This is a genomic window from Psychrobacter piscatorii (genome assembly GCF_043641605.1).
Lineage (GTDB): Bacteria > Pseudomonadota > Gammaproteobacteria > Pseudomonadales > Moraxellaceae > Psychrobacter > Psychrobacter piscatorii_C.
In genome coordinates this window covers 82,167-94,645 of the sequence record NZ_JBHZRK010000009.1, presented here as the reverse complement: position 1 = coordinate 94,645, position 12,479 = coordinate 82,167, and the positions used below count along the sequence as shown (strand labels likewise).

23 protein-coding genes are annotated in these 12,479 nt (G+C 42.2%); 2 read left to right on the top strand and 21 right to left on the bottom strand.

Translation table 11 applies throughout. The annotated features are described in order from the left end of the window. Positions 1–61: 61 nt before the first annotated feature. Positions 62–655: a YceD family protein gene (locus ACHUET_RS09830; protein WP_394212463.1), complete on the bottom strand. Its 594-nt coding sequence runs from the start codon at positions 653–655 to the stop codon at positions 62–64. A 182-nt stretch (positions 656–837) separates the two neighbouring features. Between ACHUET_RS09830 and ACHUET_RS09825 the strand changes: the two genes are divergently transcribed. Beyond that, a complete protein-coding gene (locus ACHUET_RS09825) occupies positions 838–1,581 on the top strand; it encodes an elongation factor P hydroxylase (protein ID WP_394212462.1) in 744 nt (247 codons plus the stop codon). A 232-nt stretch (positions 1,582–1,813) separates the two neighbouring features. Beyond that, complete coding sequence (locus ACHUET_RS09820; RefSeq protein ID WP_394212460.1) at positions 1,814–2,434, top strand: L-threonylcarbamoyladenylate synthase; 621 nt, start codon at positions 1,814–1,816, stop codon at positions 2,432–2,434. A 92-nt stretch (positions 2,435–2,526) separates the two neighbouring features. Here the strand turns inward: ACHUET_RS09820 and rplQ are convergent, their stop codons facing one another. The 20 genes from rplQ to rplP form a co-directional block, all read right to left on the bottom strand. Then, complete coding sequence (rplQ, locus tag ACHUET_RS09815; RefSeq protein ID WP_021813387.1) at positions 2,527–2,886, bottom strand: 50S ribosomal protein L17; 360 nt, start codon at positions 2,884–2,886, stop codon at positions 2,527–2,529. Between the two features lie 19 nt (positions 2,887–2,905). Continuing rightward, on the bottom strand, positions 2,906–3,913 hold the full coding sequence (locus tag ACHUET_RS09810; RefSeq protein ID WP_201599219.1) for a DNA-directed RNA polymerase subunit alpha: 1,008 nt from the start codon (positions 3,911–3,913) through the stop codon (positions 2,906–2,908). Positions 3,914–3,993: 80 nt separating this feature from the next. Next, complete coding sequence (gene rpsD, locus ACHUET_RS09805; RefSeq protein ID WP_058025563.1) at positions 3,994–4,635, bottom strand: 30S ribosomal protein S4; 642 nt, start codon at positions 4,633–4,635, stop codon at positions 3,994–3,996. Between the two features lie 48 nt (positions 4,636–4,683). Next, positions 4,684–5,073, bottom strand: a complete 390-nt coding sequence (gene rpsK, locus ACHUET_RS09800; protein WP_045454458.1) for a 30S ribosomal protein S11 — start codon at positions 5,071–5,073, stop codon at positions 4,684–4,686. A gap of 20 nt (positions 5,074–5,093) precedes the next feature. Beyond that, entirely contained in the window at positions 5,094–5,450 is a 357-nt protein-coding gene (gene rpsM, locus ACHUET_RS09795; RefSeq protein WP_021813384.1) for a 30S ribosomal protein S13, read from the bottom strand. Between the two features lie 252 nt (positions 5,451–5,702). Continuing rightward, positions 5,703–5,819: a 50S ribosomal protein L36 gene (gene rpmJ, locus ACHUET_RS09790; protein ID WP_010196721.1), complete on the bottom strand. Its 117-nt coding sequence runs from the start codon at positions 5,817–5,819 to the stop codon at positions 5,703–5,705. Positions 5,820–5,849: 30 nt separating this feature from the next. Then, positions 5,850–7,181 carry a preprotein translocase subunit SecY gene (gene secY, locus ACHUET_RS09785; protein ID WP_178379273.1) on the bottom strand — a complete coding sequence of 444 codons (1,332 nt, stop codon included), beginning with the start codon at positions 7,179–7,181 and terminating at the stop codon, positions 5,850–5,852. A 19-nt stretch (positions 7,182–7,200) separates the two neighbouring features. After that, the gene (rplO, locus tag ACHUET_RS09780) at positions 7,201–7,641 is read right to left on the bottom strand and encodes a 50S ribosomal protein L15 (RefSeq protein WP_057758719.1); all 441 of its coding nucleotides are present in this window, start codon (positions 7,639–7,641) and stop codon (positions 7,201–7,203) included. Then, the gene (gene rpmD, locus ACHUET_RS09775) at positions 7,641–7,820 is read right to left on the bottom strand and encodes a 50S ribosomal protein L30 (RefSeq protein WP_057758718.1); all 180 of its coding nucleotides are present in this window, start codon (positions 7,818–7,820) and stop codon (positions 7,641–7,643) included. The genes rplO and rpmD overlap by 1 nt, the downstream gene beginning before the upstream one ends. Before the next feature lie 20 nt (positions 7,821–7,840). Beyond that, the gene (gene rpsE, locus ACHUET_RS09770) at positions 7,841–8,356 is read right to left on the bottom strand and encodes a 30S ribosomal protein S5 (protein WP_010196711.1); all 516 of its coding nucleotides are present in this window, start codon (positions 8,354–8,356) and stop codon (positions 7,841–7,843) included. A 2-nt stretch (positions 8,357–8,358) separates the two neighbouring features. After that, positions 8,359–8,709, bottom strand: coding sequence for a 50S ribosomal protein L18 (rplR, locus tag ACHUET_RS09765; RefSeq protein ID WP_057758713.1), 351 nt, complete (start codon positions 8,707–8,709; stop codon positions 8,359–8,361). 11 nt (positions 8,710–8,720) lie between these two features. Continuing rightward, positions 8,721–9,254, bottom strand: coding sequence for a 50S ribosomal protein L6 (rplF, locus tag ACHUET_RS09760; protein WP_201599217.1), 534 nt, complete (start codon positions 9,252–9,254; stop codon positions 8,721–8,723). A 176-nt stretch (positions 9,255–9,430) separates the two neighbouring features. Continuing rightward, complete coding sequence (rpsH, locus tag ACHUET_RS09755; protein WP_057758708.1) at positions 9,431–9,829, bottom strand: 30S ribosomal protein S8; 399 nt, start codon at positions 9,827–9,829, stop codon at positions 9,431–9,433. An 11-nt stretch (positions 9,830–9,840) separates the two neighbouring features. Next, positions 9,841–10,146 (bottom strand): 30S ribosomal protein S14, encoded by a 306-nt coding sequence (gene rpsN / locus ACHUET_RS09750; RefSeq protein ID WP_193006033.1) that lies wholly within the window; start codon positions 10,144–10,146, stop codon positions 9,841–9,843. Positions 10,147–10,158: 12 nt separating this feature from the next. Beyond that, positions 10,159–10,695, bottom strand: coding sequence for a 50S ribosomal protein L5 (rplE, locus tag ACHUET_RS09745; protein WP_057758706.1), 537 nt, complete (start codon positions 10,693–10,695; stop codon positions 10,159–10,161). 21 nt (positions 10,696–10,716) lie between these two features. After that, positions 10,717–11,034, bottom strand: coding sequence for a 50S ribosomal protein L24 (rplX, locus tag ACHUET_RS09740; protein ID WP_011279796.1), 318 nt, complete (start codon positions 11,032–11,034; stop codon positions 10,717–10,719). A gap of 8 nt (positions 11,035–11,042) precedes the next feature. Further along, a complete protein-coding gene (rplN, locus tag ACHUET_RS09735; RefSeq protein ID WP_010196702.1) occupies positions 11,043–11,411 on the bottom strand; it encodes a 50S ribosomal protein L14 in 369 nt (122 codons plus the stop codon). A 183-nt stretch (positions 11,412–11,594) separates the two neighbouring features. After that, positions 11,595–11,870, bottom strand: coding sequence for a 30S ribosomal protein S17 (gene rpsQ, locus ACHUET_RS09730; protein ID WP_021813375.1), 276 nt, complete (start codon positions 11,868–11,870; stop codon positions 11,595–11,597). Next, positions 11,867–12,064, bottom strand: a complete 198-nt coding sequence (rpmC, locus tag ACHUET_RS09725) for a 50S ribosomal protein L29 (RefSeq protein ID WP_110923946.1) — start codon at positions 12,062–12,064, stop codon at positions 11,867–11,869. Before rpmC ends, rpsQ begins: the two co-directional genes overlap by 4 nt. After that, complete coding sequence (gene rplP / locus ACHUET_RS09720) at positions 12,064–12,477, bottom strand: 50S ribosomal protein L16 (RefSeq protein WP_010196693.1); 414 nt, start codon at positions 12,475–12,477, stop codon at positions 12,064–12,066. The genes rpmC and rplP overlap by 1 nt, the downstream gene beginning before the upstream one ends. Positions 12,478–12,479: the final 2 nt, after the last annotated feature.

Here is a 12,479-nt window from a genome sequence, read left to right as displayed (position 1 = left end):
ACTCTTCTGTACAAAGCAGATAAAAGGCTTCTCAAATACATTAAATAAATAAATTTGGCTCTTATAGCTTGCCTTTTAAGGAAGCTAAAGCAGCGAATGGATTTTCATTCTCTTCTTCTTCTGGTATCTCGCCAAACTGCTCAACTGACATCTCACAATCATCATGCTTTGGCGCCATTGGTGTTTTGAGCAATATCTCATCTTCTACCAGTTTTTTAAATGGTAATAGACGCTCAGGAGACTGCTCAGTGACGATTTCATCAAGTAACAAATAATCTTGCTCGTCATTAACCAGACGCACTTGGCTGTCATTTTCGAGTAGTGCAATGTTGTAATCATCAGACAAGTCTATCGCAATTGGTTGCAAACAGCGTTGGCACGTTAGCCAAACATCACCTGTCAACGTAAATGCCAAATGCAAAACATTATTACGACGATAGAGTTCAGCATTTAGCTGAGTATTTGACTGATCATGCTCGGTACTCAATGTCGTGGCAAGACGTTCAAAAGAGTTTGGATCGACTTCGCCTGACCACTCAAAACCCGTGTCTGCCCACTTGTCCAAAGAAATGTGCTCAGGCATGCTAGTGGACACAGGCGCTTTTTTATTGTCAGCGTAAGGTGCTGACGATTTAGTTTCTGGAGTGCTTGACATGCGCGGCCTCATTCATAAAAACGGTGTATAATATTGCCTGCCATACTAACGGAAAGTGCCATATTCTGCTAGCGCTAGTATGTTAAGATTTTTTGATAGCAAATATGTTCAAGATTTTTTACTACCTACTGTTTTATCTAAAATTTTTTGCCTTTAATATTTATTAAGTCAATGTCTTCTCTATGAACCTATCTGATAACAAAATTAATTTTTCTGATTTGCTTTCTCCTGCTACAGCAAGTTCGTTGATGCAATATCTTACTCAACTAGATCGTCATACTGAAAATGCTCCTAATAATAGATTGTGCCTCGATGAAGATGAGTATTTAAAAGAATGGAGAAGTCAGTGGCAAAAATTATCTACTACTCAGCCTGACAATACTCACTCAACAGAATCGATAATTGATAGCGAACGATTAGCTACTGATTGGCTCATACAGCTATTTAACACTTTATTTACTAACCAGCAAGTGATATTGGTTCGTAGTGAGGGTGAGCCAGAGTATTTCCCTGCTCAAAATAATAAGCCTGCCAGAATTGAATTCGCTCATGGATTTTTTGCCAGTGCCTTGCACGAAATAAGTCATTGGTGCGTGGCTGGTGACGCTCGTAGACAACTATCTGACTTTGGTTACTGGTATGCCCCAGACGGTAGGACAGAGGCTCAGCAGCAAGCATTTGAGCGTGTAGAGATCAAGCCGCAGGCATTAGAGTGTCTATTTACTTTGGCTTGTGGGCGAAACTTCCAAGTCTCACAAGATAATTTGTTTGCCGACTTTGATACGAGTAGTAGCACCTTTGCTAGTGATGTCTATCAGCAAGTAGAAAGCTATATAGCCAAACCTCAAACTCTGCCGCGTGACGCTAAGACTTTACTGACTGCTTTGCTTAGCGTTTGTACTCATTCATCTGAAATCAACGCTTAATTTAAATTACTAAGTGTTCCTACTTATTAACGATTTTCTACGGTTGGTAACGCCTTGCCACTAAACTTATATTTGCTTTAAGCTATACTGATAACTAAAGTAGTATTTTAAAAATACAGATTTGCTTAATTTTTAAAATAACTTTTTTAATATGTCCAATGATTGAACTACATCGAATTAATGAAAAATTTGTCTCAATTAAAAACCAATAATTATAAAATAAGGAACCATTATGGAAGTCTTCTACATTCATCCCGATAATCCTCAGCCACGTCTCATTGAGCAAGCCGCTGACCTACTGCGCAAAGACCAATTAATTATTTACCCAACCGATACCAGTTATGCTTTTGGTTGTCGATTAGGTGCAAAAGACGCTTTGACTAAGCTCAAGCAAATTCGTGAGCTTGACGATAAGCATCAATTTACACTGCTATGCCGTGACCTAAGCGAAATTGCCAACTATGCAACCGTGGATAATGTACAATTTAAGCAACTTAAAGCCCACACCCCTGCCCCGATTACTTTTATTCTTAATGCGACAAAAGATGTACCGAAAAAATTAGCGCATGCGAAGAAAAAAACCATTGGTATTCGTGTGCCTAGTAATCCTATTGCTCAAGCAATATTAGAAGCAATGGATGAACCTATTCTGACCAGCTCGTTAATTCTTCCCAATCGAGATGATATATTGGATGACCCGTTTGAGATTGAAGACTTATTAGGTAATCAAATCGACGGACTCATCAATGCAGGTATAAAAACGACCAAGCTCACCACCATTGTAGACATGACTAGTAGCCGCCCTGAAGTCATTAGGCAAGGTGCTGCTGATGTCGATTCATTACTACTGTGATCAGATAGCAATATGATTAACTAAATTTAAGCACAAAAAAAAGCTCCAATTGAATTGGAGCTTCTTTTATAAAATATGTCTTCAATGCAAAACTAGTCGCGATCAACCAATTCTACATAAGCCATTGGCGCGTTGTCACCATCACGGTAACCACATTTTACGATACGCAAATAACCACCTGGACGCGTCTGGTAGCGAGGACCTAACGTGCCAAATAATTTGCCTACCATAGCTTTGCTACGCATACGGCTGAATGCTAAACGACGGTTAGCAACGCTGTCTTCTTTAGCCATAGTGATCAATGGCTCGGCAACGCGACGTAGTTCTTTAGCTTTTGGTAAAGTTGTTTTGATCAGTTCATGCTCAAATAATGAGTTGGTCATGTTCTGAAACATTGCCTTACGATGACTGCCGGTACGACCCAGCTTGACTCCACTCTTACGATGGCGCATAGTCAAAAATCCTTAAAGTTTAACGGCTACGATAAGAAAAGCGATCATCAACACGTAAATCAGCTGGTGGCCAGTTATCTAGGCGCATACCGAGCTCTAAATCTTTAGACGCTAATACGTCCTTGATTTCTGTTAATGATTTCTTACCAAGATTTGGGGTTTTTAGAAGTTCAGTCTCTGAACGCTGTACCAAATCACCGATATAGTAAATGTTTTCAGCTTTCAAGCAGTTGGCTGAGCGAACCGTTAGTTCAAGATCGTCCACAGGGCGTAATAGCACCGGATCAACCTCTTCTTTTTCTTTCACAGGCTCAGGCGCTTCTTCAGCTTCTAGGTCAACAAAGATAGAAATCTGTTGTTGTAAAATAGTGGCTGCTTTACGAATTGCTTCTTCTGGATCTATAGTGCCATTAGTTTCAAGCTCAACGATAAGACGATCAAGATCAGTACGCTGCTCAACGCGAGCGTTCTCAACCTGATAAGCAACACGAAGCACAGGACTAAAACTTGCATCAAGCTTTAAGCGTCCAATTGCTCTGGTATCACCATCTTCACGGCGCTGGTTTGCTGGCTCATATCCACGACCCATCACTACACGCAAACGCATCTTAAGATGACCACGATCGCTCAATGTACCCAAGACCAATTCTGGATTGATGATGTCAACATTGTGCGGTAACGCGATGTCTGCAGCAGTAATAGTGCCTGGACCTTGTTTATCCAAGGTCAAAAATACTTCATTTTGGTCATGAAGTGTAATTGCCAAGCCTTTTAGGTTCAAAAGCAGGTCAAGTACGTCTTCTTGTAGTCCTTCAAGCGTTGAGTATTCATGGTCAACACCATCAATCTCAGCTTCAATGACTGCAGCACCAGGTAATGAAGATAACAAGATGCGACGCAGAGCATTACCTAGGGTATGCCCAAAGCCGCGTTCTAACGGTTCGAGCGTGACTTTCGCAATCGTTTCGTTAACCGTATCCACATTAATGGCGTTCGGCGTTAGAAACTCAGTTGCATTTAGCATCATGATGTCACCTCGATTTATTAAACTGGTTTAATTAACGTTAATTGCTCAATGCCATTTTCATAACATTGAGCACGACGTTATTACTTAGAGTATAGCTCAACGATCAAGCTTTCGTTGATTTCAGCAGGTAGATCAATACGATCAGGCGCTTTTTTGAACGTGCCTTGTAGTTTGCTGTGATCAACATCCAGCCATTCTGGAATACCACGTTGTGTCGCTAGTTCAATAGCGTTTTTGATACGTAGCTGTTCGCGAGACTTCTCTTGGATAGCGATGACATCACCATCTTGAAGCTGAATTGATGGAATGTTCACACGAACAAACTCATCACGACCAGCTTTTTTTACCATAACAGTACGATGACTGACTAGCTGACGTGCTTCAGCGCGAGTTGAGCCAAAGCCCATGCGATATACCACGTTGTCTAGACGGCTCTCAAGCATAGCTAACAAGTTCTCACCAGTAGCACCGCGCTTACGAGCAGCTTCTTTATAGTAATTAGCGAACTGACGCTCTAATACACCGTAGATACGCTTAACTTTTTGCTTTTCACGCAACTGTAGAGCATATTCTGAGGTCTTGTTACGGCTTACACCGTGTTGACCTGGTGGACGACCAGCTTTTTTCGTTTTTACGTCGTATGGTTTAACGCCAGACTTAAGACCTAAGTCAGTGCCTTCACGACGTGATAATTTAAGTTTTGGTCCAATATAACGGGCCATTGTTATGTCTCCTATAAGCTTTTGGGATAAAAAGCTTCGTCTTTAATATTAGACGCGGCGCTTTTTCGGCGCACGGCAACCATTGTGTGGGATTGGGGTTACATCAGAGATGCTGTTAACTTTATAACCCAATGCACCTAGTGCTCTTACCGCAGACTCACGACCCGGTCCTGGTCCTTTGACCAAAACGTCGATATTCTTAACACCATATTCTTGAGCCGCTTTACCAGCGACTTCAGCTGCAACCTGAGCTGCAAATGGTGTAGATTTACGTGAACCACGGAAGCCTTGTCCACCTGAAGTGGCCCAAGCCAATGCATTACCTTGACGATCGGTAATCGTAACAATGGTGTTATTAAAAGACGCATGGATATGGGCAATGCCCTCCGATACTGAACGACGAGTCACCTTTTTGCGACTACGAGTGTCTTTTGCCATCTTTTAGCTTCCTAAGTTAATTATCTTTTGAGAGGACGTGTCGGACCCTTACGAGTACGAGCGTTGTTCTTGGTATTCTGACCTCTAACTGGTAGGTTACGACGATGGCGGATGCCACGGTAACAACCAAGATCAACTAAACGCTTAATATTCATTGAAACTTCACGACGAAGGTCACCTTCAGTCATGTAATTTGCAACTTGTGCACGGATAGCATCTAACTGTGTATCATCTAACTGACTAACTTTAGTAGTAGGGGCAATGCCAACTGCTTCTAAGATTTTCTGAGCAGTGGTACGACCTACACCAAAGATGTAAGTTAGTGAAATAACAGCATGCTTATTATCCGGAATGTTTACGCCGGCAATACGAGCCATTGATTTCTCTCCATTAAAGAAAAATAAGCGTTATTTATCAATAAGGCATTATTCTTCAGATTTGTTGCTGTTAATACTAGATTTTTTATAACGATAGTCGTTCTTTTGACTTAGTTGAAAGCCTATCGATCGAAAACATTATAAAACATTCTGCATAAACACGGCAAGTGGCGGATGATATCGCATCCGCCGTTATTTTTCAAGTATTAATTTATTTGGTAACAAAAGTTAAAAAACTCATGCTATCAAATATTAACCTTGACGTTGCTTGTGGCGCGGTTCTGCTGTACAGATAATATGTACACGGCCTTTACGGCGCACAACTTTACAGCTACCACAAATCTTTTTAACTGATGCTTGAACTTTCATAGCATGCTCCTTGAAATATCGTACCGCTCATTAAGGTTGAGTGGGCGATTGAATTAACGTCTGATCATGATATTGATGGGTCATCAAATGCGCTTGAATCTGCGAGATGAAATCCATTACCACAACCACCATAATCAGTAGCGACGTACCACCAAGTTGAAACGGTACACCAAACGATGACTGGACGACCATTGGCATTAAACAAATAACCGTCATATACATCGCGCCAATAAAGGTCAGTCGGTTTAATACATGATCGAGGTAACGCTGAGTTTGTTGTCCGGGGCGAATACCTGGGATATACGCACCACTACGTTTAAGGTTCTCTGCTACTTCACGTGGACTAAATACTAGCGCCGTATAAAAATAACAGAAGAAAATAATCATTGCACCAAACAGTACTAAATATAGCGGTTGTCCAGGAGACAGTACCAATGCCATATTTTGTAGTATTTTTTGTACGAAGGTAGGATCAGTTGATTGACCGACCCACTGCCCTAAACTTGCTGGAAACAGCAACAAAGAACTGGCAAAAATAGCTGGGATAACCCCTGCCATGTTGAGCTTCAACGGCAGATGTGACTGCTGCTGAGCATAGATTTTGCGACCTTGCTGTTGCTTCTGTGCATAGTTAACAGGAACACGGCGCTGAGCACGTTCAATATAAACGATACCTGCAGTGACCGCGATGCCCAACAATACAAAAATAAATAGTACAATCAAGTTCATTTGACCTTGATTGACCTGTTCGATAGATTGCGAAATCATACCTGGCGTACCAGCAACAATACTCGCAAAAATGAGCATTGATATACCGTTACCAACGCCGCGTTCTGTAATCTGCTCACCAAGCCACATCAAGAACATTGCGCCCGCTACCAATGAAGTAACGGCTGGAATATAGAACGTCAGACCAGATGATAAGGTAAGATTTTGGCTGATTAAGCCAGCACACATTCCTAATGACTGTACTAGTGCTAAAGCAAGCGTTCCTTGACGGGTATACTTGTTCAGCTTGCGTCGTCCCGCTTCACCCTCTTTTTTGAGAGCTTCAAGCGATGGCAATACCGCAGACATCATCTGTACGATAATCGATGCTGAGATATATGGCATGATGCCTAGCGCCATAATAGACATACGCTCTAGCGCACCACCTGAGAACATGTTAAACATGCTCAAAATGGTATTTTCGTTGCGCGAAAACAGATCAGCCAGATTAACCGGATTAATACCCGGCACTGGAATGTGCGACCCTAAACGATAAACAATCAATGCGCCGATTAAGAATAATAAACGCGACCATAGCTCATCATACTTGCGTATAAATGCGAATGGATTAAGCGGTATACCAGCCGATGACATTGATTGTTTTGACACGTTACTACTCCTCGATGCTACCACCAGCAGCTTCGATTGCTTGCTTAGCACCTTTAGTCACTTTGATACCTTTAAAGGTATAAGCTTTAGTGACTTCGCCTGATAGCATTACACGAGCACGTTTCATATCGTGACGGATAAGGTTAGCAGCTTTAAGTGTTTCAAGGCTAACTACATCGCCTTCAATTTTATTCAGTTCAGAAAGACGTACTTCAGCAGTCTTCATAGCCAGTTTACTGGTAAAACCAAATTTTGGTAGACGACGATATAAAGGCATTTGACCACCTTCAAATCCTGAGCGAATGCTAGAACCTGAACGAGATTTCTGACCTTTTACACCACGACCACCAGTCTTACCAAGACCTGAACCGATACCACGACCACGACGTTGGGCAGTTTTCTTTGCGCCAACACCTGGTGATAATTCATTTAATCTAAGACCCATTACGCTTCCTCCACTTTTACCATGTAGTTAACGCGATTAACCATGCCACGTGTTGAAGGAGTATCTTCTACTACAACAGTGTGATTAATGCGGCGTAAACCCAATCCTTTCAAGCTCGCTTTGTGGCTCTTTAGGCGATGGGCACCCGATTTAAATTGAGTGACTTTCATTTTTTTCATCGTAACTCACCTAGTCTAAGTTAACCCAAGATTTCGTCTACAGATTTACCACGTTTAGCTGCCATCTTCTCTGGAGTTGACATATCACGTAAACCGTTAAACGTTGCACGAACAACGTTAGCAGTATTGGTAGAACCATAACATTTAGTCAAAACATCTTTGACACCAGCAACTTCTAATACAGCACGCATTGCGCCACCAGCGATTACGCCAGTACCTTCAGATGCAGGCTGCATGTAGACTTTACTAGCACCATGACGTGCTTTGATCGGATGATACAAAGTTGCATCATTTAACTCAACAGTAATCATATTACGTTTGGCAGCTTCCAGTGCTTTTTGGATAGCAGCAGGCACTTCACGCGCTTTACCACGACCAAAACCAACACGACCATTACCATCACCCACTACGGTCAACGCAGTGAAAGAGAAAATACGACCACCTTTAACAACTTTTGCAACGCGATCAACGGTAACTAAGCGTTCTACTAGACCGTCAGTCTGTTCATTTTTATCATTTTTATCATTTCTAGCCATGATTAAAACTCCAATCCGTTTTCGCGAGCAGCTTCTGCTAAAGCTTTAACTCGACCATGATATTTGAAACCACTACGGTCAAAGGCAACTTTAGTAATGCCAGCTGCTTTTGCGCGTTCTGCGATCATTTGGCCTACAGACGTTGCTGAATCAGCATTACCAGTCGCGCCTGAACGCAAGCTGCTGTCTAAGGTAGATGCCTGAGCAATCACTTCACCACCATTTGGAGAGATAATCTGGGCATAAATATGTTTTGACGTGCGGTTAACCGTTAAGCGATGAACGCCTAAGAAACGGATATGTGCGCGTGTTTTCTTAGCTCGACGCAGACGAGCTGCTTTTTTATCAAACATTTCAACTCACCTTATTTTTTCTTAGCTTCTTTGCGAATCACATGCTCGTCACTATAACGAATACCTTTACCTTTATAAGGCTCAGGTGGGCGGAAACCACGGATATTAGCCGCTGCTTGACCAAGCTGCTGTTTATTGTTTGATTTCAAAACAATTTCAGTTTGCGTTGGGGTTTCAGCTGACACACCTTCAGGTAACGTGTACTCTACTGGATGAGAGTAACCAACGTTCAAGGTTACTTTGTTACCAGCGACTTGTGCGCGATAACCAACACCAATTAACTGAAGACGTCTTTCAAAGCCTTCGTTCACGCCTTTAACATAGTTGTTAATAAGAGCGCGCATGGTGCCAGTGTGCATCATAGCTTCTTTTGAATCGACTGTAGGTGAGAAAATGATAGCATCATCTTCCTGTTTCAGCTCGACCAATTCATGCAGGTGTAAAGACATAGTACCGTTCTTGCCTTTAACTTCGACCTGCCGATCGTTCAAAGTAACGCTTACGCCATTTGGCAGCGTCACTGGGGCTTTAGCCACACGAGACATAGGAATATTCCTTAAAAAATTTAACTTCTTTATATTAGCGAAAAAACTAACAGGCTAAAAAGCGTGTTAGTTTAGCATAGTTGACTGTGTTAGACACCTATCAATTTGAAATAATTTAACATTACTCAATCGATAGAAGCCTAACCAACATCAAATAGACTTCATCGTCGTATAGCTTACGCTACAAATGCAACGATTTCACCACCGATACCAGCAGCGCGTGCAGCACGATCGCTCATGATACCTTGGCTAGTAGATACGATAGCAACACCCATACCTTGCTTAACAGTAGGGATTTCGTCTTTACCACGGAACTGGCGAAGACCAGGGCGGCTATAACGTTGAATAGTTTCGATAACCGCACGGCCTTCGAAGTATTTCAATTCAATAGTAAGGGTTGCTTTGTTGTTTTCTTGCTCAGTAACAACGGCGCTCGCCACATAACCTTCGCTAACTAGCAAATCAGCAATTGATTTACGTAATTTAGAGCTCGGCATTGCTACCGATACTTTGTTAGCCATTTGTGCGTTACGGATACGGGTTAGCATATCCCCAACGGTATCTTGCATACTCATATAGTTACTCCTTACCAGCTTGCTTTACGAACACCAGGCACATCGCCTTGCATGACACGCTCACGCAGCATATTGCGTGATAAGCCAAACTTGCGGAAGTAACCGTGAGGACGACCGGTGATAGCACAACGATTACGCAGACGTACTGGTGATGAATTGCGTGGAAGAGCTTGTAGCTCTAACATCGCTTCCATACGAGCTTCGTCACTTGCAGTCATATCACTGATAGTTTCTTTTAGCTTGATACGCTTTTCAGCATATTTAGCAACCATTTTTTCGCGCTTTAATTCGCGGTTAATCATGCTCTTCTTTGCCATAACGTCTTTACCTTATTTAAATGGGAAGCCGAATGCTTTAAGCAACGCACGACCTTCTTCATCAGATTGAGCTGACGTGGTGATTGTCACATCCATACCACGGATACGGTCAATCTTGTCAAAATCTACTTCTGGGAATACGATCTGTTCTTTGATACCCAATGAGTAGTTACCACGTCCGTCAAAGGCTTTAGGTGAAAAACCGCGGAAATCACGAATACGAGGAATTGCAATGGCAACGAGACGATCTAAAAATTCGTACATTTGCTCACCGCGTAGCGTTACTTTACAGCCAATTGGCCATTCTTCACGAATCTTAAAGCCAGCAACTGATTTACGCGCTTTGGTGACAACAGGTTTTTGACCAGCAATCGCGGTCATGTCAGCTACAGCACCTTCAAGCAATTTTTTGTCTTGAGACGCGCCGCCCACACCCATGTTAAGTGTGATTTTAGTGATTTTAGGCACTTGCATCACGTTGTCCAAACCAAGATCTTCTTTGATTTGCTGCTTTAATTTATCGTTATATAAAGATTTTAATCTTGCCATTACCATTACACCCTTAGTGTCTTACGCAGTCGCCACTACTTCACCGTTTGAACGATAGACGCGTTGTTTCTTGCCATCTTCGCCAAACTGATAAGTAATACGGTCTGCTTTTTGGGTTTGCGCATTTAAGATTGCGACATTTGAGATATGCAGAAAAGCTTCTTGCTTAAGAATGCCACCTTCAACGCCAGTTGCCTGATTTGGCTTCTGATGTTTAGTGACAATATTAATGCCTTCAACTTTAATACGATCGTTTTTTACAGCTTGTACAGTACCCTGCTTGCCTTTGTCTTTCCCAGCAATCACGATAACTGTATCGCCTTTACGTAATTTTGACATGGATTACCTCACAATACTTCTGGTGCTAGTGATACAATTTTCATAAACTGATCACCACGTAGTTCACGAGTTACCGGTCCAAAAATACGAGTTGCAATCGGCGCTTTGTTTTGGTTCAACAATACCGCAGCATTGTCATCAAAACGTAACACAGAACCATCTGGACGACGAACGCCTTTTTTGGTACGTACAACTACTGCATTCATCACGTCGCCTTTTTTAACACGACCACGAGGAATGGCTTCTTTAACCGTTACTTTAATAATGTCGCCAACTGATGCATAACGACGATGAGAACCACCCAGTACTTTAATGCACTGAACTCGCCTTGCACCGCTATTGTCTGCAACTTCCAGCATTGACTCAACCTGAATCATAGCGTTACTCCACACGTATGAGCAATAAAAACCAGTTGCTGCCGCTAGCACAGAATGAGTAGGACGGCATTTTAATATAAATAACCGCAACTTACTCTTAATGTGAGTGATATACGCTCGGCGCAATCAGCATCCTTAAAAAGGCGGCTATTTTAACAGCTTCTGGCTTTTAATGCAATTTACTTAGATTTTTTCTACTTTTTCAACCACATCAACTAAAGTCCAAGACTTAGTTTTTGAGATTGGACGCGTTTCTTTGATACGGACAAGGTCGCCTTGTTGGCAAACGTTGTTCTCATCATGTGCTTTGATTTTAGTAGAACGACGAAGCTGTTTGCCATACAAAGGATGACGAACCAGACGCTCAATCAAAACTGTGATGGACTTGTCCATCTTGTCGCTGACAACTCGTCCTGTCAATACGCTAGCATTGGTAGCTGTTTGATTGTTATCGCTCATGAGTCGCCTCGTTGTTTCTCGTTGATCAAAGTCTGAAGCTGAGCAATCGTGCGACGATTGCCTCTGACTTCATGGGTATTACCCAACTGACCAGTTGCTTTAGCCATACGAATACGGAAAGCATCAAGTTGCTTTTCATCAAGTAACTGGGTCAGTTCTTCTAATGATTTATCACGTAATTCACTGATCTTCATTACATTATCGTCCGCTTAACAATGGTAGTTTTAAAGGGCAGTTTTGCTGCAGCAAGCGTGAAAGCTTCACGTGCAAGCTCTTCTGGCACCCCTTCAATTTCATATAGCACTTTACCAGGCTTGATTTCGCATACCCAATACTCGACTGGACCTTTACCTTTACCCATACGTACTTCTAATGGTTTGTTGGTAATAGGCTTGTCTGGGAATACACGAATCCAAATCTTACCGCCACGCTTAATTTTACGAGTGATGGTACGACGTGCTGCTTCGATTTGACGGGCTGTCATACGACCGCGCGTCAATGATTTTAGACCAATTTGTCCGAATGCAACGGTGCTTCCACGATGAGCTAGCCCAGTGTTACGACCTTTGTGCATTTTACGAAACTTGGTACGTTTTGGCTGTAACATAG